18 protein-coding genes are annotated in these 21,558 nt (G+C 68.6%); 9 read left to right on the top strand and 9 right to left on the bottom strand.

Annotated features, from left to right (window positions below):
- The first annotated feature begins 163 nt into the window (after positions 1 to 163).
- The 8 genes from C6I20_RS12120 (at position 164) to C6I20_RS12085 (ending at position 8,753) form a co-directional block, all read left to right on the top strand.
- Complete coding sequence (locus tag C6I20_RS12120) at positions 164 to 868, top strand: PIG-L deacetylase family protein (protein WP_118396196.1); 705 nt, start codon at positions 164 to 166, stop codon at positions 866 to 868.
- Entirely contained in the window at positions 865 to 1,539 is a 675-nt protein-coding gene (locus C6I20_RS12115; RefSeq protein ID WP_118396195.1) for a WbqC family protein, read from the top strand. Before C6I20_RS12120 ends, C6I20_RS12115 begins: the two co-directional genes overlap by 4 nt.
- Entirely contained in the window at positions 1,536 to 2,552 is a 1,017-nt protein-coding gene (locus tag C6I20_RS12110; RefSeq protein ID WP_118396194.1) for a PD40 domain-containing protein, read from the top strand. The genes C6I20_RS12115 and C6I20_RS12110 overlap by 4 nt, the downstream gene beginning before the upstream one ends.
- Before the next feature lie 26 nt (positions 2,553 to 2,578).
- A complete protein-coding gene (locus C6I20_RS12105) occupies positions 2,579 to 3,724 on the top strand; it encodes a hypothetical protein (RefSeq protein ID WP_162891297.1) in 1,146 nt (381 codons plus the stop codon).
- Positions 3,721 to 4,665, top strand: coding sequence for a WecB/TagA/CpsF family glycosyltransferase (locus tag C6I20_RS12100; RefSeq protein WP_118398880.1), 945 nt, complete (start codon positions 3,721 to 3,723; stop codon positions 4,663 to 4,665). Before C6I20_RS12105 ends, C6I20_RS12100 begins: the two co-directional genes overlap by 4 nt.
- Before the next feature lie 661 nt (positions 4,666 to 5,326).
- On the top strand, positions 5,327 to 6,031 hold the full coding sequence (locus C6I20_RS12095) for a hypothetical protein (protein ID WP_118396192.1): 705 nt from the start codon (positions 5,327 to 5,329) through the stop codon (positions 6,029 to 6,031).
- Between the two features lie 33 nt (positions 6,032 to 6,064).
- Positions 6,065 to 7,396 (top strand): O-antigen ligase, encoded by a 1,332-nt coding sequence (locus tag C6I20_RS12090; RefSeq protein ID WP_118396191.1) that lies wholly within the window; start codon positions 6,065 to 6,067, stop codon positions 7,394 to 7,396.
- Positions 7,397 to 7,598: 202 nt separating this feature from the next.
- On the top strand, positions 7,599 to 8,753 hold the full coding sequence (locus C6I20_RS12085; protein ID WP_162891296.1) for a hypothetical protein: 1,155 nt from the start codon (positions 7,599 to 7,601) through the stop codon (positions 8,751 to 8,753).
- An 8-nt stretch (positions 8,754 to 8,761) separates the two neighbouring features.
- On the opposite strand, the gene C6I20_RS12080 is transcribed toward C6I20_RS12085, so the two are convergent.
- Complete coding sequence (locus C6I20_RS12080; protein ID WP_118396189.1) at positions 8,762 to 10,039, bottom strand: glycosyltransferase family 4 protein; 1,278 nt, start codon at positions 10,037 to 10,039, stop codon at positions 8,762 to 8,764.
- Between the two features lie 2 nt (positions 10,040 to 10,041).
- Here C6I20_RS12080 and C6I20_RS12075 point away from each other — a divergent pair, with 2 nt between their 5' ends.
- Entirely contained in the window at positions 10,042 to 10,941 is a 900-nt protein-coding gene (locus C6I20_RS12075) for a glycosyltransferase family 2 protein (protein WP_118396188.1), read from the top strand.
- On the opposite strand, the gene C6I20_RS12070 is transcribed toward C6I20_RS12075, so the two are convergent.
- The 8 genes from C6I20_RS12070 to C6I20_RS12035 are packed head-to-tail and all read right to left on the bottom strand — an operon-like array spanning position 10,910 to position 21,503.
- On the bottom strand, positions 10,910 to 12,652 hold the full coding sequence (locus tag C6I20_RS12070) for an asparagine synthase-related protein (protein WP_118396187.1): 1,743 nt from the start codon (positions 12,650 to 12,652) through the stop codon (positions 10,910 to 10,912). The genes C6I20_RS12075 and C6I20_RS12070 overlap by 32 nt on opposite strands.
- Entirely contained in the window at positions 12,649 to 15,048 is a 2,400-nt protein-coding gene (locus tag C6I20_RS12065) for a glycosyltransferase (RefSeq protein ID WP_118396186.1), read from the bottom strand. The genes C6I20_RS12070 and C6I20_RS12065 overlap by 4 nt, the downstream gene beginning before the upstream one ends.
- On the bottom strand, positions 15,045 to 16,508 hold the full coding sequence (locus C6I20_RS12060) for a lipopolysaccharide biosynthesis protein (RefSeq protein WP_216822883.1): 1,464 nt from the start codon (positions 16,506 to 16,508) through the stop codon (positions 15,045 to 15,047). The genes C6I20_RS12065 and C6I20_RS12060 overlap by 4 nt, the downstream gene beginning before the upstream one ends.
- Entirely contained in the window at positions 16,502 to 17,629 is a 1,128-nt protein-coding gene (locus C6I20_RS12055; RefSeq protein WP_118396184.1) for a DegT/DnrJ/EryC1/StrS aminotransferase family protein, read from the bottom strand. The genes C6I20_RS12060 and C6I20_RS12055 overlap by 7 nt, the downstream gene beginning before the upstream one ends.
- Complete coding sequence (locus tag C6I20_RS12050; protein WP_118396183.1) at positions 17,626 to 18,306, bottom strand: acetyltransferase; 681 nt, start codon at positions 18,304 to 18,306, stop codon at positions 17,626 to 17,628. Before C6I20_RS12050 ends, C6I20_RS12055 begins: the two co-directional genes overlap by 4 nt.
- Positions 18,299 to 19,441, bottom strand: coding sequence for a DegT/DnrJ/EryC1/StrS aminotransferase family protein (locus C6I20_RS12045; RefSeq protein WP_118396182.1), 1,143 nt, complete (start codon positions 19,439 to 19,441; stop codon positions 18,299 to 18,301). Before C6I20_RS12045 ends, C6I20_RS12050 begins: the two co-directional genes overlap by 8 nt.
- A complete protein-coding gene (locus C6I20_RS12040) occupies positions 19,438 to 20,436 on the bottom strand; it encodes an NAD-dependent epimerase/dehydratase family protein (RefSeq protein WP_118396181.1) in 999 nt (332 codons plus the stop codon). Before C6I20_RS12040 ends, C6I20_RS12045 begins: the two co-directional genes overlap by 4 nt.
- Positions 20,433 to 21,503 carry a Gfo/Idh/MocA family protein gene (locus C6I20_RS12035; protein WP_216822882.1) on the bottom strand — a complete coding sequence of 357 codons (1,071 nt, stop codon included), beginning with the start codon at positions 21,501 to 21,503 and terminating at the stop codon, positions 20,433 to 20,435. The genes C6I20_RS12040 and C6I20_RS12035 overlap by 4 nt, the downstream gene beginning before the upstream one ends.
- Positions 21,504 to 21,558: the final 55 nt, after the last annotated feature.

Here is a 21,558-nt window from a genome sequence, read left to right as displayed (position 1 = left end):
CCGCCCCCGGCGGGGCACCCGGATGCCTTTCACGGAAATTTTGCCCGGCCATGCCTCAATGAGGGCCATCACCACCTTGGGGCCGTGATCACCACCCGTACTTTCTGGAGGGGCGTGCGGGTAGATCTCTGAAGGGCTCCGCCGCGACTACATGGAGCCATGCATGAATCATCTCGACGCCGGCATGCTGCGAGCGGCTCGACCCACGACCCGTCTTGTCGTCGCCGCTCACGCGGGCGACGAGGCCCTGGGGTGCGGCGGGATGCTGGCCAAGCACTGCGACGACTCGGCACTCGTGATCCTGGCGGATCTCGACGAGGAGCGCACGGCCAGGTTCAGGACGGCCCAACACATGCTCGGCGAGCCGATGCGCATGCTGCTGGACCTGCCCCGACTCCGGGTGGGGGACGACACAGACCGGCTCGTCGGCAAGCTGTCCGAGCTGCTCGCGCGGCTACGTCCGTCCGAGCTCTACCTGCCGTTCCCGTCGCAGCAGCAGGACCGGCTGGTCGCGTACGAGGCTGGCCTGCGGGCCATCTGTGTGCCGGCGGCACGTGAGGCCCTTCCGTCGTTGTCCGTGCTGCTCTACGACGTGGGTGCGTCCGACGTCGGGGACTATCCCGCCGACGTCCACTGGAACGTCTGCGAGCCGCTCCGTGAGGAGGACCTCGCCCGCAAGATCGCTGCGGCGATCGCCTATCGCTCGCCGCTTGCCCGGAACGTCCGGACGAGCGCCCAGACGATCGGCGCGGCCCGCGGCGTGCGGTGGGCCGAGCAGTTCGCGATGGTCCGTGCAGCCGGACGGACCGGCGGCCGGCACGCCGCGCCGCTCGAGCGAGGCGCCGTCCTGGTGGGCGGTCAACGATGATCGTCGCCTCGCGCCAGGTCGACCTGCTGCCGTCCTCAGAATTTTGGTACGACATGGCCAAGGCGGACACCTTCGACCTGAGGATCGCGGATCCGTTCCAGCCGCGGGCCCCCCAGCGCCGGGTCATGATGCGTGGCAGATGGGGCTCGATACCCGTCGTCAGCGGCCGGAACGGCTCGCTGGTCTCCGAGGCCAGGATCCTGCCGGTGGAGACCTGCGCTGCGCTCTCGGACCTGATCACCGAGCGCTACCGGGAAGCCAGGCACTGGTCGCGCTACGGCGACCTGGTGCTGGACATGATCAACCAGGCCCACACCGAGCTCCTGTGGCAGCTCAACCTCCAGCTCATCCTCGGAATCCGTGAACTGCTTGACATCACGACCCCCGTCTCGATCGGACGAGTCCCGCTGGGCGTTGGCGGGGCGGGCCTCGCTGCGGTCCTGCGGCAGTACGACGCGACGACTTTTCTGTCCGAGACCGTCGGACGTGCCTACACGGGCCACGACGAGGCCTACGAGGACGCCGGGATCGACATCGTGTGGTCGGCACACCGTCCGGTGACAGCGGACTCGATCGTCTCGATCCTGATGGACTACGACGATCCGATGGCAGTCGTGCTGGCGGAGTATCCGGTCTCCCGGTCGAGGACTCGGCAGGGTCTCTCGGCATGACCACAGGCCTGCGGATCAGCCTTTTCGTGGTGGTCGCCGCGGCGTTGATCATCGCGACGGGGATCTACGTCGTGGCGGCGGCGAGTCGTGCTTCGGAGCGGGCCGAAGCACCCCCACAGGTTGCGGTGACACAGGTCGCGGCGATGGAGCAGTCGCCCCGCGTGGTGTTCCGCAACACCGAGCTGGGCAGCAGGTACGGGCGGGTGTCGATGGTCAGCCTGTCCGATCCCGGCGGGCCGCGGGCCTTCACCGGGGTGACCTGCGATCGCGTCTACGCAACATCGGGTGATGCGGTGTGCCTGCGGACCAAGCGGGGGATCGTGACGACGTTCGAGGCGATGCAGCTGGACGCTGGCTGGAAGACCGTGCGCTCGTGGTCCCTGCCGGGGCAACCGAGTCGGACCCGGCTGTCGCCCGACGGGACTCTGCTGGCCACGACGTCGTTCGTGACGGGCCACTCGTACATGCAGATGGGGTTCTCGACGGCGACCCGTGTCCGCGACGCCGACGGCGGGGACCGCGGCGATCTGGAGAAGTTCACCCTGGTCATCGGCGGCAAGACCGTCAACCCGGTGGATCGCAACGTCTGGGGCGTGACGTTCGGGTCGGACGACAACACGATCTACGCGACGGTTGCCGCCGGCGGCAACACCTACCTGGTGCGGGGGGACCTCGCGGCGCAGACCCTCACCGCGATCCATCAGGGCGTCGAGTGCCCGTCGCTCTCGCCGGACGGGTCCCAGATCGCCTACAAGAAGGACGTCGGGGGCGCCACCCCGGACTGGAGGATCGCGGTCCTCGACCTGGCCACGGGCCACGAGAGCGTCCTGCGCGGAGAGCAGCACAGCGTCGACGACCAGGTCGAGTGGCTGGACGCCGACACCCTTCTGTACGGCCTGCCCCGCGCGAATCACGCGGGTGTCAGTGACATCTGGGAGATCGACACCAATCCGGGGTCCGAGCCATCGCTGTTCATCGAGCAGGCGTGGTCCCCCTCAGTCGTGAGGAGCTGAACGTCATGGAGACAGAGGAGCACACAGTGGAGCAGCTGATACCCGGCGCGCCGTCCCGCATTGCGCGAGCGGCCGTGCACGGTGCCGACGGTCAGGTCCTGCGGCTCCTGAGAGCCGCGCAAAGTGGCCTGCCGTGGGCCCATGACATCCGGTCGGGTGACTTCGCCCAGACCGTGAGAGGAGGTGGCGGGGCTCCCGTCCGGGAGGGAACGAGCCTGCGCTACTCGGCGATCGCCGCGCTCGGGATCGGACGACTCGATCTGGGTGACCAGCGGTACGTCCTGTCGGGGGCGACCGCCGTAGACGTTGCTGGTGCCTCCGCGGTCCGTGCCAAGCGACAGTCTGATCCGGGTACCACTGCTCTCGCGGTCTGGGCGTCGGCGGAGGTGCTGGGAGCAACCGACACCGCCCTGATGGCCCGGCTCGAGACCGAGCTGGCCAGCGGGAAACCGATCCCGACCGTCGACCTGGCCTGGATGCTGATCGCGGCCCTGCGCGCGTGCGGGCCCAGGGACGTCGTGGCCGAGCACGCGACCGCTCGGCTGCTGGAGACGCAGGGTGCGCGGGGCCTCTTCCCGCACATGTCACCGCCCGAGACGCAGAGCCGCTGGAGACGACACGTCGGTTGCTTCGCCGATCAGATCTACCCGGTCCAGGCACTGGCCAGGATGTTTGCGGCCACGCAGGAGCCAGCGTTGCTGGCCGCGGCGGAGCGCACCGCCGACCGGCTGTGCGAGCTCCAAGGTCCTGCGGGCCAGTGGTGGTGGCACTACGACGCGCGTACTGGCGACGTCGTCGAGAGATTCCCCGTCTACAGCGTCCACCAGCACGGGATGGCGCCGATGGCGCTGTTCGATCTGGCCGATGCCGGTGGGACGGACCGTACGGGAGAGATCGTCCGGGGGGTGCGCTGGCTCGACACGCATCCCGAGATCGACGAGGAGCTCATCGACGAGGAGGCGGGACTGATCTGGCGCAAGGTGGGACGGCGTGAGCCGGGCAAGACCGTGCGCAAGCTGTCGGCGGTGACCACCGCGATGCGGTCCGGGCTGTATCTCCCCCGGCTCGACCGAGCCTTTCCCGCCAACCGGGTCGACCACGAGTGCCGGCCGTATGAGCTGGGCTGGCTGTTGTACGCGTGGCTCCCGGCGAGGGACGGGGACGCATCATGAACGCGCTGGTGCACGCCGGAACCCGCCGGCAGCTTTTCGGGCTGCAGATCGATGCCATGACGGCGGCGGAGGTCGTGAGCCTCACCGAGACCTCGCTGCTGTCGCGCAGGCGGCTGCTCGTCGGAGTGGTCAACGCCGCCAAGGTCGTGCACCTACGCTCCGACCCGATCCTGCGTGAGTCGCTGCTGGGATGCGATGTGCTTCTGGCCGATGGGCAGTCCGTCGTGTGGGCCAGCCGCCTGCTCGGTCAGCGGCTGCCCGAGCGAGTCGCGGGCATCGATCTGTTCGAGCTGTTCCTCGGTGTGGCCGACCGGGACCGCCGCAGCGTCTACCTGCTGGGAGCCCGCCCCGGAGTGCTCCGGGCCGTCGAGCAATGCATCGCGAACCAGTGGCCCGGGGTGCGGATCGCGGGCAGCCGGGACGGCTACTTCACCGACGACGACTCCGAGCAGGTCGCGGCGGACATCGCCGCCTCCGGTGCCGACATGCTGTTCCTGGGCATGTCCTCACCCAAGAAGGAGATCTTCCTGGCTACCCACGGCGACACCCTGGGCGTGCCGATCCTGCACGGGGTCGGCGGATCGTTCGATGTGCTCGCGGGCGTCACCAAGCGGGCGCCCGCAGCCTGGCAGCGATGCGGGATGGAATGGCTCTACCGCGTCATGCAGGAGCCCCGCCGGTTGTGGCGGCGCTACCTCACGACCAACTCGGCCTTCCTGGCCCTGGTGATGCGTGAGCGGCTCCGTCCCTCGGCGCCTTACGCGTCCGGCCCTGATCTCAAGGCAGTACCGGACGTGCAGGCCCTCCCGGCAGTCGCTCCGCGGCCTGCCTTCGTCGGGCTGCCAGCTGATCGAACGACACGACCGCGCCTGCGGTCAGTCCCACACCCAGCAGCAGCGTCGCCGCGAGTGCCCGCATCCGGCTCCCGGTCGCGTGGATGACACGGGGGGCGGCCGGCGTGACCTCGGTCTGGATCGTTCGCGAGGCGGGGACGTGAGCAGCGGTCTGCAGGTCCTGGGTCGTCGTGCGGATCGACCGCAACAGGCGGGACAGCCGGGCACGCACGACGTTCTCGGTGGGCCCGGTCACCTGCACGTTGAGCAGTGCCTGCTCGAAGTTGTGCGACCACTGGCCGCCTGCATCGGGGAGCTCGACCGAGTAACCGTCGCGGACTCCGCGACCCACCAACGTCACGTTCGACGTGGTCGCGGGCTTCTCGACGCCGGCGTTGACGATCCGCTCGACGTAGCCGGCCATCGAGATCAGGCCAGTCGTCGTGGAAACCAGAGAGTTGGGCTTCTCGACGGTCGACGGGGCCAGGAAGACGACATTGGCCTGGCTCGAGTAGACGCCCTGGTGGGACCACACCAAGGTCAGCGCTGCCGCGGTCGTGACGAGCCCGACCATGCTCAGGACGCGACGACGCCAGAGGGTCCTGAGCACCTCGTCAACTGTCATCTCGCCTCCCGAGCACTGGTCGATTATCGCAGGTGTGACGGGGAGAACGCAGCCCTTCAGGCTGAGAATGTTGCTTCGATATCCGCCACCACGACCAAGGATCGAACGTAGAATGACCTCATTGACAGGGCAGGAGCAGGCGGCATGTACCTACGCGACTTGAGCGAGAGCCTGCTACGCCGCTGGTACCTCGTTGCGGTGGGCCTGCTGCTGACCGTGGGCCTGTCCGTGGCGGCCGCGAGTCTGATCTCTCCGACCTACGAGGCAAAGTCCAGCCTGGTCCTGGTGCCGCCCCGGACCACGACCGGGGACTCCGGGAACCCCTACCTGTTTCTCGGTGGCCTCCAGCAGAGCGTCGACGTGCTGGCGCGTGCGCTGAGCGCCGACAGCGCGCTCGAGCGGATCGCCGAGCGCGCCCCGACGGGCCACTACGAGGTCGTCTCGGACGTGGCGACCAGTGCACCGATCCTGCTGATCACCGCGGTCGACAGCTCCAAGGCCGGAGCGCAGCGGCAGCTCGACGCGGTGAAGGATGAGGTGCCGCTGGTGCTTCAGGGGCTCCAGTCATCGCTCGGTGTCAAGAAGGGCTCGCAGATCACGACATCTGTCGTGGCGACCGACGACGTGCCCAAGACCATCAACAAGGCCCGGTACCGACTGGTTGTGCTGGTCGCGCTCGTGACGATCTTCGGGGCCCTCCTCCTGGTGGGGTATCTCGACGGTGTCCTGCTCGCCCGGAAGCTGCGCAAGGATCCTGACGCGTTCTTCGGGGTGCACCCCGGCGACGACGACCTGACCGCCCTCGAGCGTGAGCTGCAGGCCATCAGGCCTTCGAGCGGGAACTCCTGATGAGGTCCTCGGCGCTCCGGACGGGGATCACGCGTGGCCGTATCTGCCGTTGAGAGCCTGCGTGGCTTCCGAAGTCTGCCCAGGGCCGACGGGGTCACGGTCCTCACGATCTACCTGGTCGCACTGATCGGCATACCGTCACGGCTCGTGCTCGGCCCCTTGGGTGGAGCGGGCTCGCCGGCGGCGATAATCGGCCTGGGTTGCCTGGCATGGTGGATCTGGTCGCACGTCCAGAGGCCCGAATCGACGGGAGCGGGATTCCAGCCGCTGCGCTGGACCTTCCTGCTGATGGTGTTCGCCTTCCTCGCAAGCTTCGTCATGGCGATGATTCGGCCCATCGCCGGACCCGAGTTCAACGGGGCGCAGCTGGGGATGGTGCTGCTTGCCGGTTGGGGCGGGGTGCTCCTGGTCGCCCACGACGGCATTCCCAGCATGGAGCGCCTGCACGTCCTGGTGCGGCGGGTCGTCGCCGCTGGTGGAGCCATGGCGACCTTGGGCATCGCGCAATTCGTGACCGGGCAGCCGCTGGTTGACGGAATCAGCATCCCTGGTCTGGTGTCGAACCACAGCCTGTTCGGCCTCACCGAGCGTGAAGGATTCACCCGGCCCACCGGGATGGCGACGCACCCGATCGAGTACGGCGCGGTGATCACGATGATCCTGCCGATCGCGCTGGCCCTGGCGCTCAGCGACACCGGACGCTCAGCGGTGCGCCGCTGGTTCCCGGTGCTGGCGCTGGTGATCTCGGTGCCGCTGTCGATCTCCCGGTCGACGTTGCTCTCCGCGGCGGTCGGGTGCCTCATCATCGCGGTGAGCTGGCCCCCTGCCACACGGCGGATTGCAGCCGCGGCTGCGGCGCTGCTGGGCGTATGCGTCTACATCATGGTCCCGGGCATGTTGGGTAGCCTGCTCGGGCTCTTCACCCGGATCGGTGGGGACAGCAGCGCCCTCTCCCGCACCGGTTCCTATCCGATCGCCATGGAATTCATCGAGAAGTCACCCCTGTTCGGCCGGGGGTTCTCGACGTTTCTGCCGAGCTACCGGATCCTCGACAACCAGTTTCTCGGCCTGTTGATCGAAGTGGGAATCGTCGGCCTCGGCGCCTTCGTCGCGGTGATCCTGACCGCGATCATCTGCCTGCTGAGGACGCGTCGTCGCCAGACCGAGCTGCTCTCGCGACAGGTGGCGCAGGGTCTTGCCGCAGCGGTCGCGGCCGGTGCCGCATCGTTCGCGGTCTTCGACGGGCTGAGCTTCCCGATGTCGGCAGGGTTGTACTTCCTGATGCTCGGCCTGGCCGGTGCGACGATCCGGCTCGGCCGCCAGGAGACGGAATCCGGGCCAGCCAGGAGGTCGCGCGCGGTTTGAAGTCAACTCCGGGAAAGTGTTACGTTTCCAAGGTTGAATCGCGGATCGGGCCCGCGCTCATGCAGATCGAACCTTCGAACGACACCTTTCGAACCATTCGCTAGCCGGGGCCTGACCGAAAGACTGATTCATGCACGGAAGCCACAAGAACGCCAGCAACACCACTCCGCGGGGAACAGTGATAGCCCGGATGGTGTGTGCGGTGGGCTTGGTCCTCGCGCTCGGCGCCGGATCCTCGGCCGCGACCGCGACCAGCAACCACTCGCGACCATCGGTCGGTGGCGAGCAGTCCGCGAAGGCCAAGAGTGCAGCGAGCTGGCATAAGTGCATCGCCCGGGTCCAGCACCGGCACCACTGGTGGCGGTACACCCACCGGACCCCGAAGCAGCACGTGCTCCGCAAGGCGAAGTTCTGCCGCAGCGTGACGTCGACTCCGGTGACGACACCCAAGCCGTCACCCACAGCCGCGACAACAACGCCGACCGCCACGACGACGACTCCAACGCCGACGGACGGGCCCACGACGCCTCCGACCACGACCACCGCTCCGACCACGGGCGGCTGCGCCGACAAGCCCAGTTCCTGTGGCTACCCCGACGAGACCAACACAGGAGTTCCCGCGGGCGTCAAGCTCAAGGCCTCCGGCTCGGTCAACGCGTCAAAGGACGGCCAGGTCATCGACGGTCTCGACATCCGGGGTGAAATCAACGTGACGGCCAAGAACGTCACGATCAAGAACACCCGTGTGACTGGCGGCCGGGGCGTCGGAACGGCGGACTGGGTCGTCATCGTGCGGCCCGGCGCGGACAACCTGACGATCGTGGATTCCGAGATCATGACCCCGGTGGGCAGCCAGCAGGACATCGCCTGTGTCTTCAACATCGGCGACTCCAAGCCCACGGTCAAGAGGGTCAACATCCACGCCTGCAGTGCGGGCGTCTCCTCCGGAGGTGGCTTGGTGGAGGACTCCTACATCCACGGCATGGCCTCGGTGCCCGGCCTCTCGCACGATGTGGGCGTCGCGTCCAACGGTTCCGGTGGCATGACGGTGCGACACAACACGATCTTCAACCAGTACGACCAGACCGCGGCCGTGGCGTTCTACCAGGACTTCGGGACCCAGAAGAACAACCTGGTCGAGGACAACCTGCTCGCCGGTGGTGGTTATTGCGTCTACGGCGGCGCTGGACAGAAGGGCAAGACCGCGAACATTCGGTTCATCAACAACCGGTTCAGCAAGAAGTACTCGCCGCGATGCGGCTACTACGGAGTCGTCGCGTCGTTCGACCTGGGCGATTCGGGCAATGCCTGGACCGGCAACTACTGGGACGAGGACCTCAAGGCCGTCAACCGCTGACGATCTGACTACGTCGATCTGCCGGGGGCCTTCGGCTCCCGGCAGATCGATGCGTAGATGTCCGCGACGGCCTCGATCTTGGCCGGCCACAGGCCGATCCGTTCGACCCTGGCGCGGGCCGCCGCACCCATCGAAGCGCGCAGCGCGGCATCCGTCACCAGGAGCTCGAGAGCGGCTCCGAAGTCACGGACCATCTGCTCCGGCGACTCCACCGGGATGCGCATTCCACTGCTGTCGTCGACGGCGGCGCCGGGGCCACCCCGGTCGCACGTCACGACCGGAAGGTGGTGCCCCATAGCCTCGAAGACGACGTTGCCGCCCGGCTCGCGAAAACTCGGAAACACGAAGATGTCGGCCGTCCGGTAGAACTCCTCGACCTCGGCCCGGCTCCGCGACCCGTGGAACCGGACCCGTTCGCCCAGTCCGAGCGTGGTTACGAGGGTCTCGCACGCGGCTCGGTCGAATCCGTCGCCGACGATGTCGAGGACCACATCATGCGTCGTGAGTCGTGCGACCGCACCGATCGCCTCTCGCGCACCCTTGGTCCGCACCAGGCGTCCGACGAACAGCAGGCGCACTGTCGAGCCGTGCGCGATGCGCCCACCGTCCGGGAGCACATCCAGTGCCGTCTCGGGCAGGATCTTCAGATCGCGCACAGGCACCGATGCGAGCGCCTCGCCGACGTAGGGCGCGATCCCCAGCACGACGGACGCGCTGGAGTACGTCTTGCGCAAGAGTCGGTCGTGCCGCAACCGCCACGGGTCGATGCGACGTAGGTCGACGTACCAGGGGGCGGTGTCGCCGTCCTCAAAACCTTCCGGCGAGCCGAGGCTTCCGCCCACCGGGCCCAGCACGAACGGGATGCCGAGTCCCGCCAGCGGTGAGGGGTACCGCATCGCGACCGGGAGGGGCTGGTGGCCGACGTCGAATCGCTCTCCGCTGGCCTGCGCCGATCGGATCCAGTGCCTGGCCCGGAGGTAGAACGGCACGTATCCGGGCTTCGCCAGGCTGTTGAGCCGTTCCGCGCGACCCAGCCCGCGCGGCTCAACCCACTCCACAACCCTGGCCCGCGGGAGCTGGGGCACCGCGCTGGGGCGATCGCGCTTGCGGTAGGTCAGGACCGTCGTGTCGAATCGCTCCGACAGGTGGCGGCCCCACTGGTAGCCGACCCAGGCCTCCCCGACATCCGTCTGGTCGATGGTGGGCGCAACCAGGAGGACCCGCAGATTCGCGGCGACGGCCGGTCGTTCTTCCGCCCGGAGCGGTGGTTTCGTCTTACGATTCATGGGTGAACCCCGACGTTGCGATCGTCATCGTGACGTACAACAGTGCGCCGATGATCCTGGGGTTGCTCGACTCGCTCGACCAGGCGTTGGACGGGTTGACCGCCGAGGTCGTGGTGGTCGACAACGGGTCGAGTGACGAGACCTCGACGCTCGTGCGCGCGAGATCGGACTGTCGGCTGATCCAGGCCGAGAACCGGGGCTACTCGGCCGGGATCAATCTCGGCGTGCGATCCGCCGACGCGTCCGGCGCGATCGTCATCCTCAACCCGGACGTCCGGATGGATCGCGGGTCGATCCGACTCCTGGTTGACGCGCTGCAGCACGACGGCGTAGGCATCACCGTCCCGCGGGTCCGGTCCGCCGAGGGGGTCCTCCAGCCGTCGTTGCGCCGCGACCCCACGCTGCTCCGCTCGCTCGGTTTCTCCCGACTCGGCCGGGCGAGGTTCTCCGAGCACGTGCAGGATCCGGGCGACTACTCCTTTGCGCACGAAGTGGACTGGGCGCTGGGTGCGATCCTCGCGGTGTCGCGACGGTGCGCCGACGCAGTGGGTGAGTGGGATGAGTCGTTCTTCCTGTACTCGGAGGAGACCGATTTCTGCCTGCGTGCGCGGGCGAGGGGCTTCAGCACCCGCTTCGAGCCGGAGGCGACGGCCATGCACGTCGGTGGGCAGTCCGGGCAGAGCGACGCGATCCACACGATGCAGATCATCAACCGGGTCCGCCTGTACCGTCGGCGCCACCGGCTCCTGCCGTCGGCGTGCTACTTCGCTGCCACGCTCCTCAGCGAGACGAGCTGGCTGCTGCGTGGTCGTCGACAGTCTCGCGCCTCGATCGTTGCCCTGGTGCGTCCTCATCGTCGACCTCCGCAGCTCAACTGTGCAGACTCGTTGATTCCGCGCTGAACGCGTGGGTCGCGTCCAGGGCGACGGTCAGATTGACCAGCAGCGCGACAGCCGATGCGTCCGCCGAGCGTTTGCCGACGAGCAGCTCGGCGAGCCACTCCGGGCGAAAGATCCCCAGCTCGTGGACGGGGTCGAGCAGCTCGGGATTGCCTCGCCAGTGACCGATGACCTTCGCCGTGAGGAGGTTGGCTCCGGGGGGGGGATGAGTCGTTCCTGACATCCGTTGCCGGGCCTTGCTGACGACCTTGTGCGCCTGCGTCGCGCCGAGTCTCACCCTGTTCGCCACGGTCGGACTGGCGTACGCGCGTGGGGTCGGACGGTTGTCGAGCGGCACGTCGGCCAGGTCCGCGTCGAGCTCGAGGAGGATCCGACTCAGGAATCGCATGTTCTTCTTGGCTTCGGGTGGCAGGCCGCGGGCAATCTCGAGAAAACCGTGGTCGAGCATCGGGTTGATCACGATGCGGTCGAAACACGTCGCTGACGCGAGCGTCCCGGCCCAGCGCTGCATGCGCTGCCACAGGTAGAACTCGTCGGTCGCGGTCCACCAGTCGTCCGAGCCCGCGGCCAGGGCGCGGTGGATACCATCGACCGCGCACCCGCGTGCCATCGTCGCGAACTCGGGCGTCAACGACCCAGCATCGACCCGTTCGTTGGGGAACATCCGCCAATGGCCCAGTGCCGACGCAAGGTGGCGTGACACGCCGACCCGCGCCGTCGGACCGAAGTAGTAAAAGCCGCGGGCAACCTCACCGCCAAGGCCGGCCAGCCTCGGCTGCTGGTCGACCGATGACTCGGCCCAGCGAAGCGTGGCGAAACCCACCGGATCGGCCGCGCAGTCCAGGTCCCGAGCCGCGGAGACGCACAGTGTGTAGGCGTCGTGATCACTGAGCCCTCCGAGCCCAGCGAGCTCGACCACGCGGTGCTTCATGCCGAACTCGGCGGCGAGTCGCGTGGCGATCGCGACATCCGGGCTGCCGGGTACCGCGAGCGTCATGGCCTCGACGGTGCTGCGTCGATTGCGGGGGATCGCCGCCAACAGGATCCGCGAGTCCTGACCGCCGGTCAGCTGGAGAACAGTGTCCGGATGGTCATCCAGGCATTCGGTGACGAATGACGAGAGCAGCTCGGCAGCACGCCGGGGAGCATCCTGCGGATCCTCGGTCGGTGTGACTCGTGCCGGCGCCTCGACGTGCATCGTCAGCCTCCCACGGCAGAGCGTGGCCCTGGCCCCGGGCGGAATTTTCCGAACCTGCGCGAACGGGGTGCGGGTCTCGATCTGCCAGCCCAGCAGCGACTGGACTCCCAGCGCCTCGGTGTCCAGGTCGGCACCCGCCAGCGCGGCCGCCGAGGACGACGCCCCAGCGATCTCGGGGAGCTCGGTGACGTAGACGTGCCGCAGTCCGAGCCAATCGACCGTGATGCTGAGTCGAGACGGTACGACCTCCCAGTTGATGGCCGCGAAGGGCGGCAGGATCTCGTGCAGCGCATCGGCCTGCCGAGACTGCCCGGCCCGGCACAGCGCGATCGGTGAGTCGAGCTCCTGGTCGCAGAGCTCGCCCCACAGCACGACCCAGGTGTGGTCGTCGGCCCGGATGACCCTGGCGCCGGGCACCTGACCTGCAACCTGCCTGGCGCGGGATCGCGCTCGCAAACCTTCCTTCGCGGTGAAGGCCGCGAAGCCGGGCGGTCGGGAGCGTGTCGCGGACGTCATGGCCGAGTTGCTCTCGCCCCGGCAATGATCGCGGTGAGCAGGTCGGCCCGAGCGTCCCACCCGTGGGTCGCTGCGAAGGCTCTGCGACGCTGCACCAGAGTGGGATCGACGGGTTGGTCGAGCAGCTGCGCGGTCAACTTGGCAAACTCGGTCGCGGTCGAGGCCAGGTGGACCAGGTCGGTGCGGAGGGCGCGCGCCGAGGGGAGGTCCGTCGAGACAACAGGCAGTCCGGCCGCGAGGTACTCGAGGGTCTTCAATGGGTGGCTCGACCGGTTGAAGGCGGTCGAGGCGTAGGGCGTCAGTCCGACGTCGATCGCGGCGAGGTAGGACGGCAACTGGTCGAAGGGCCTGCGGTCGATCCATTGGACATTGGGTCGCCCGATCAGGGCGTCGAGCCGAACGCGGGTCTCCACCGGACAGCCGTGACGTGGGCCGAGAAGGAGCAGATTGAGCTCAAGATCGGCGACCGCCTCGAGCATCCCGAGATCCAGCCGGTCGTTGAGCTGACCGACGACGCCGACGATCGGACGGTCGAGCCGAACCTCGGCGGACGGTGGGGTGTCGTCGACGCCGAGGAAGTGTCGGTGATCCGTCCCGTTGGGCAGGGTCACCGCCTCGGCATGTCCGTCGGCGAGGTCGTCGGTGAGTGGCTCGGTGATGCCCAGGACCACGTCGCTGCGGCGGACGTTGACGGACCGGCACCTGTGGGCGTACCTGGTGGTGATGCCCAACAGCGGTGCGCCGGCGACGAAGTCATCGGTCTCGTAGTAGACGCGGACGATGTCTCCGGCCCACGTCGGCATGAGCTGCTCGGGCGTGCTCACGATGATTGTCGCCACGGGGCGGTTGATCCGACGAATGGCCCGGGCGGCCTGACGTTGGGTCAACCAGCGGGCCAGCCGACGCAGGAACGGTCGACTCACGCCGGGCGGACAAGCGGTGTTGACCCGCAGGATGCCGTTGCCTACCTCGCTGACGGGGGGCACCGTGACGCCACGGCGGCGACGCGCGACCCACGACATCGGCGGATCGACCCAGATCACCTGCTGTCCTTCGGACAGTGCGCCGACAAGATGTCGGTCGGTGCCGGCGATGGCATCCCACGAGACGCCCGCAAAGTGCACGAGCAGTCCTGCGTCCGGCGTTTCGGGCCGGGCCGGGCCGGACCGTGCGACCGGCTTGGCATTGAAGTCGTCCGCGGCACGCCGTCCGAACGCGCGTCCGACCCGCTTGTCCAGGTGGTAGCCAGCAAATCGGGCCGTGGCGGCCAGCTCGTCGGCACCCCGGCGGGATCGGCGGGGCGGCAGCTCCAGCGCGGATTGATAGACCTCGAGCTGACGGTGCGCGGCGGCCGCGAGGGAAAATCGCTCCTCGACGATCGTGCGCCCGAACCGACCGAGCTCGCGCAGCCGCCGAGGGTCCTCGAGCAGCCCGTCCAGGAGCCGGCTCAGCCGGTCGGCGGGATCGTGCCCGCCGTTGCCGTGGCCGTACCAACCCGTCCACAGGAACTCTGGGAGTGTCTCGGGGGTCAACAACCTGAAGAAGCCGCCCTCTCCCTGCACGACCAACGGCTTGGCGAAGGCCATCGATCGCAGTGCTGAGCCGCCCATCGCGATGCAGATGTCTGCGACCTCGTACGCCGGGCGTGGGTCCTCCAGCTCTCCGGTCAGGACGACAGCGCGATAGCCGACGGCGCGGTTGACTTGGGCCGCCCGCTCCTCGATCTCTGGACGGGCGTCGCCGTCCCCGACGATCAGCAGGTGGACCGGCCGGACGCGATGCAGCGCCTCGACCGCGTCGATTGCGGTCAACAACCCCTCAAGCTTGAGCTGCCGGGCGAGTCGCGACACGGACACGATGACCGGGCGGTCGCTCCGCAGTCCCCATCGGCTGCGCAGGTCAGGTTCATCGGTGAGGATCCCGGGACAGTTGGTCTCGGTGTCGACGGGAGGCTCGATGACCGACACGAGGGACCTGCCGCGCGCACGCTCCACGGCCGCGATCTGCTCGGTCCCGACGACCAGACGCATGGTGTGGGGCACGAAGTCCGCGACCGCCATCGACATCACGGTCGTGACGGCTCGCGCGCCGGTGTGTCCGCGGCAGGCCAGGTAGCACTCGAGGCCGGGCGGCCACTCGTAGCCGTGCGCGATGTCGATCTGACGCTCGTCGATGATGCGGGCCATGTCCTGCGCGATGCTGCGAGTCGGCCGTCGACCCACGGGCGGGGACTCGATGAGCTCCAGCCCCAGCTGCGACGCACGGGTTGCGAGCGGCCCCGACTGGCCGTAGACGATCGCCTCGTGACCCAGGCGCGTGACAGCGTGCGCGAGCTCGATGGCATTGAGCTGGCTGCCGCCGATGCCGAAGTCGTGCGGGTAGACCAGGATCTTCATGCGTTCACCGCAGCCGGACGGTCTCGGAGTGCCGCGACGTCGGCGCGGTGGTGCCACACCAGGGCGGCGACGACCGCAGCGGTCAGCAACCCGCTGGCCGCGAGCGCGAGGAACGTGCCGGGCACCACATGGGTCAGACCCAGGACGAGCGCGGCCAGGGCCACGGCAGCAAGGAGGGCTGGAGCCACGTGTCGCCAGACGGCGCCGCCGCGGACTCCCACGGCGCTGAGCGCTCGCAGGTACAACGGGAGGACCACGATCGCCGCGACGCCGGTCACCGCGGCGCCGGCGCCGGCAGTGCCGCCCAGCTCGACCCCGATCACGACGGCAGGGACCAGCGCGACGAACCAGATCAGCTGGACCGTCAGGATCGAGCGTGAGCGGCGCAGCACGACGAGGTAGTCGTAGGTCAGCTCGAAGAAGATCCGAAGTGCCGCCATGAGGCAGAGCCAGCGCAGGGGCTCGGCAGCAGGCAGCCAGGCCGGGCCGTACACGAACCGGATGATGTCGGGTGCGGCCGCGGCAAGCAGCAGGCAGCTGGGCAGCGCGACGGCGGCCAGCAGGCGCAGGATCCGGTGGAATGCCACGACCATCGCCTCGGGATCGTGCTGGAGGCGTGCGAACATCGCTGGCGCGACGCTGCGCAAGGGTTGGGAGAAGATGCTGACCGGCCAGCTCGCGAGGTTGAACGCGAGGACGTAGTACCCCAGCGCAATCGGTCCGAGCGCGTGGCCGACGGAGAGCTGGTCGACGAAGCCGACTGCGAACACGATGATGCTGGCACCGGCGAGAGGCCCGCCGAATCGCAGCAGCGGTCGTACGTACCGGACGTCCAGGCCGATCCGGTAGGGCAGCGGCGAATAGGCGATCAGGAGGATGCCAGATGTCACGGCGCCCGCGAGCCGGCCGACGACCAGGCTGATGGCGCCAGCGCCGGACAGTGCCATGGCGAGCGAGACCCCGGCGCCGACCCACACGTTGACCTGGTCGCAGATCATCCGGCGGTCCTGTCGGAAGTACCGCTGGAGCAGGGCAGCGGGGGTTGCGACGGCACCGTTGATCAGTACGCACAGGCTGAGCATCCGGACCAGGCCGGCGGCCTCCGGGTCACCCATCGCGGTGGCGAAGGGGCCGGCCGCGACCAGCATCGCCAACGTGATCAGCGCGCTCGTGGCCAGGGAGATCGACGTGACGGTTGGTGCGATGGCCCGGGGATCTTCGGTCCACCGGACGATGGCCAGGCTCACCCCGAGCTCGTTGAAGCTGAGCACTGCGAGCAGGGCGATGAACGCGACCGCATAGGTGCCGAACTCCTCGGGTCCCAGCAGCCGGGCCAGCGCAATGCCGATCGCGAGGGTGCCGAGGCGCGCGGCGACGGTGTTGGCGAAGCTCCAGGCGAAGGCCCGCGATGCGCTGCCGGCGCGCATCGCCTCGTCGTCATGCGGGGCTGGACTCAGCATCGGAGTGCGGACTGCTCGGTGGCCAGCGCCGCCGCCAGCGCCGAGGCCACATGCTCCTGCTGCTCGGGGGTGATGTGCGGAAACAGCGGCAGCGACAGGATCCGATCTGCTGCGGCTTCTGCAACCGGGAAGCTGCCGCGGGCACGGCCCAAGTGGGCGTACGCCCCGGTCAGGTGCACCACGGTGGGGTAGTGGATCCCGGCCCCCACACCGGCCGCGGCGAGGGACTCGATGACCGTGTCGCGGTGGTCGACCTGCACCACGTACAGGTGCCACACGTCGAGGTTGCCTGGGGCCGAGGCCGGGAGGGTCACGCCCGGCAGCTGCGTCAGTAGCTCCCGATAGCGTTCGGCGGCCTTGCGCCGGTTCTCGTTCCAGCCGGCGAGGCGTCGGAGCTTGGCACGCAGGACGACGGCCTGGATGGTGTCGAGGCGCGAGTTGAGTCCGATGATGTCGTGGACGTACTTCGAGGGGCTGCCATGTGCGGCCATCATCCGCACGGTACGAGCGATGCCTTCGTCATTGGTCGTGACGGCGCCGGCATCGCCCGCCGCACCAAGATTCTTGCCCGGGTAGAAGCTCGTGGCGGCGACGAGCCCCAGGCTTCCGGCGGGACGGTCGTGCCGCAGGGCACCCTGAGACTGCGCTGCATCCTCAACGATCGGGATGCCCGCTGCTGCGGCGAGCCCGGTGAGCCTTTCGACCGGCGCGACCTGGCCGAACAGGTGGACCGGAACAATGGCCTGCGTGCGGGACGTGACCGCCTCGCCCACGAGATCCGGCTCGATCAGCAGGTACTCCGGGTCGACGTCGACGAGCACGGGTGTCGCGCCGATGCGGGACACCGCCTCGGCCGTCGCGATGAAGGTGTTGGCGGGCAGGATCACCTCGCCCCCGACCGTGACTCCTGCGGCGCGTAGCGCGAGCTCGAGCGCATCGGTGCCGTTGGCGACCCCCACGCAGTGCGTCACACCGGTCTCGACCGCGTACTCCTGCTCGAACCGGGCCACATCCGCTCCGCCGATGAACGAGGTCGTGGCGAACACGGCATCGAGGCCCGCCCGCACCTCGGCATCTATCTCACGCTGCTGCGCGCCCAGATCGACCAGGGGAACCCTCATGACGCTTCCCCGATCGCGGTGGGGGCCCGTTCACCGGCGCCGGTTCGGACCAGTGGGCGGGCTGCTGGGGCGCCGACCCACACCTCGCCGTCAGGCAGGTCCTCGAGCAGCGCCGATCCCATGCCAAGTGTGCTGTCGACGCCGATGTGCACGTACTGTCGGACGCTCGCGTTGGCCCCGAGGTAGGCGCCCTGGCCGACCCTCACGTGCCCAGCCAAGCTCACTCCGGCGCACAGCGTGACGAAGTCCTCGAGGATGTTGTCGTGCGTCACCGTGGCATTCGGCATGACGACGACGTGCCGGCCGATGCGGGCATCGGCCGTGATCGCGACGTGGGCCAGGAGTACCGAGCCCACGCCGACGAAACATGACGGCGGCACGTGGACCGAGGGATGCACGATCGTGGCGAACCGGGACGGACCGATCTCGTGCGCGGCCAGCAGTTCGACGATGCGACGCCGGACGATTCCCTGGCCGGCGCAGACGACGACGTGCGAACTCCGGTCCCAGTAGAGCTGGTCGATCCCGCCGATCACCGGAATCCCGCCGACCGATGTTCCGTGGAGCGCGGGATCGTCGTCGACGATGCCGAGGATGCGGTGGCGGCCGGCCATCGCGACGGTCTCGGCGACTTCGCGCACCAGGCCGCTCGCGGCGACGAGGATCAGGTCATCCATGGCTCTCCTCAGCCGCAGACCTCAGGGCATCGATGACCCTGGCCTGCTCGGACTCGGACATCTGGTGGAACAGAGGAAGAATCAGGGTGCTGTCGCTGAGCTGTTCGGAGGCGAGCAGCGGGCCCCCGGCGAACTTGGCATGGGCGGGTTGACGGTGGGACGTCATGATGCCGCGGCGGGCCGAGATGTCGTACGAAGCGAGGTGCGCCAGCAGCCCTTCGCGGTCCCAAGGGTAGGGATCGGAGACCTCGATCCAGAACGACTGGAAGTTCGACGTGCCCCACGGTGGGTCGGCGACGGGCCGCAGCCCGGGGATGTCCTCGAGCTGCTTGGCGTACACCTCGGCGAGCTGGCGCCTGCGTTCGACGAGCTCGGGCAGCTTCTGCAGCTGCACGAGCCCCACTGCCGCCTGCAGGTCGGTCATCCGGTAGTTGAACCCGACCTCGGTGTACTCCTCGGGGGGTGCAAGGACACTTCCGTGGCGCTCGGCGGCCGAGACCGACATCGAGTGCTCGCGGAGGCGGCGGGCGCGCGCGGCCCAGAGCGGGCGCGACGTCGTGATCATGCCGCCCTCGCCGGTCGTGACGATCTTGCGTGGGTGGAACGACCAGGCGGCGATCTCAGCGTCGGCGCCCACGGGTTGCCCGCGGTACGTCGACCCGATCGCGCACGCGGCGTCCTCGACGACCACGATGCCGAGCGGATCGCACACAGCCCGGATCTCGGCCAGGTCGACCGGCACGCCCCCCTGGTCCACCGCGACCACGGCGCTGGTCCGTCCGGTCAGGGCCGAGCGGATTGTCTCGCCGGTGACGTTGCCGGTCAACGGGTCGATGTCGGCGAAGACCGGGCGGGCCCCGATGTAGGTGGGCGCGTTGGCGGTCGCGACGAATGAGAACGAGGGGACGACCACGTCGTCACCGGTCTCGACCCCGGCGACCAGCAGGGCCAGGTGGAGGGCCGCGGTGCAGCTCGAGACAGCGACCGCGTGATCAGCCTGCTGGGAGGCGGCGAACGCCTCCTCGAACGCGGCGACCCGAGGGCCCTGGGCGATCCAGCCCGAAGAGATGACGTCGGTGACTGCGGCGATCTCCTCCGCACCGAGCCACGGTTGCATGACGTTGATTCGGCTCATCGGATCTCCCGCAGGCTTGGTCCGATCGAGATCTCCGCGCGCAGCGGGCGCCACCAGCCCACGAGTTCGGCGAGACCATGCGCGAGATCGACCTGCGTCCGGAATCCCAGGTCGCGCTCCGCTGCCGTGGTGTCGGCGAGCCGTCGGGTCACACCGTTGACCGCCCGCTCCGGACCATGCACGACGGACAGGGACGACCCCATGACGTCCAGCAGCGTGTTCGCCAGGTCGAGCAGGCTCGTCTCGGTGCCGGAGGCGATGTTGTAGACACCCTCGGTCACGTTGCTCGCGGCGGCGAGGATGTTGGCCCGGGCGATGTCGGTCGTGAAGGCGAAGTCCATGGTCTGCATCCCGTCACCGAAGATCAGCGGCGCCTCTCCGTCGTCGATGCGCTCCATCCATCGCACCAGCACTTCGGTGTACAGGCCGTGCACGTCCATGCGCGGGCCGTACACGTTGAAGTAGCGGAGCAGGACGTGCTCGAGGCCGTGCATCGCGCGGAAGCTGCGGAGCATGCCCTCGTTGAACGACTTGGCCGCGCCATAGAACGTGTCGTTGTTGTGATGGTGGTGCCGCTCGTCGGTGGGGAAGTGCTCGGCCAGACCGTAGACCGACGCCGACGAGGCCGAGACGATCTTGTCGACCTTGGCGGCGACCGCGGCCTCGTAGACGTTGAAGGTGCCGTCGACGAGGACCTCCAGCGCCAGCCGTGGCTCCTCGGCGCACTGGGTGATGCGGATCGCGGCCTGGTGAAAGACCAGGTCCTTTCCCCGGCTGACGTCGTGCACAAGGTCGCGATCCCGGATGTCCCCCTCGATCAGGGTCACGCGACCACTCGCGAGTGCTTCGTCAAGGTTGCCCATGCGGCCACGTACGAGGTTGTCGAGCACATCGACCCGACCCGCCCCGGCATCGAGCAGCTGGTCCACGATCGTGGATCCGATCGTGCCGGCACCGCCGGTCACCAGCACGTGCGCCCCGCCCAGCGCCGTCATGCTGCGCTGACCTTGCCGCGGAGATCCGGTTCGCGCTCGACCTGCGAGAAGGCGCCGTCGGCGCGCACGCTGGCGGCGGTCGCCTCGAGCACCGACAGGACCCGCAGTCCGGACTCGCCGTCGGTGCGTGATGCCCGGCCTTCGCGGATGCTGGACGCGAACTCGGTCACCATCTGGCCGAGCGCCTCACGGTGTGGCAGCGCCGGCGCCCAGGTGTCCCCGAGCCGGTAGGAGATCGTGGCGTCCGAACGGTCGGTGCCGCCCGTGGACTGCCCGGCCAGGTCGACCCCGCGGTCATAGACGCTGAGTGGCTGCTGCGGATTGAGGTCGTCCCAGACCAGGGTGCGCCGGGTCCCGCCGATGACCATCTGCCGGATCTTGGTCGGGCTCAGCCAGTTGACGTGGATGTGCGCCAGCGCGCCGTCGCCGAACGGCAGGGTCAGGTAGCCGACACAGGGCCGTCCGGCGTGCAGTGGATCGGCGCCGTGCGCCGCGACCCCCGTGGGGCGGAGCCCGCCCGGCAGGATGAAGTCGAGGATCGACAGGTCGTGCGGCGCGAGGTCCCAGAAGACGTCGACATCGGGCTGGATCAGGCCCAGGTTGATCCGCACGGAGTCGATGAACAAGATGTCGCCGAGCGATCCGGCAGCGATGAGCTCCCGGATCTTCAGCACGGCCGGGGTGTAGCAGTACGTGTGGTCGGCCATCAGCACGAGATCGCGCTCGCGCGCGGACCGCACCATCTGGGCGCCGTGCGCGAAGCTGTCGGCCAGTGGCTTCTCGACCAGCACGTGCTTGCCGGCCTCCAGAGCCGGGAGGGCCACTGCCTGGTGCGTCCGCGCGGGAGTCGCGATCGCGATGGCGTCGATGTCGTCGCGCGCCAGGACCTCGTCGAGCGCGGTCGTCACGGCGACGTGCTCGCCGGCCACCCGGCGCGCACGGTCCAGGTCGAGATCGCAGATGGCACGCAGTTCCCAGTCGTCGCTCGACCGGAAGTTTCGTGCGAGGTTCGGTCCCCAGTAACCAGCACCGATGACGGCAACCCCGAGTTCTTTGCCAGTAGTCACGCTGTCCTCCAGTTTGAGATGAATGCGGCCACGATGTGGCCCCCGATGGCCGTGC

The sequence above is a fragment of the Aeromicrobium sp. A1-2 genome, from assembly GCF_003443875.1.
Taxonomy (GTDB): Bacteria; Actinomycetota; Actinomycetes; order Propionibacteriales; family Nocardioidaceae; genus Aeromicrobium.
Note: the sequence above shows the minus strand (reverse complement) of the source record. Positions and strands in the feature narration are given on the sequence as shown.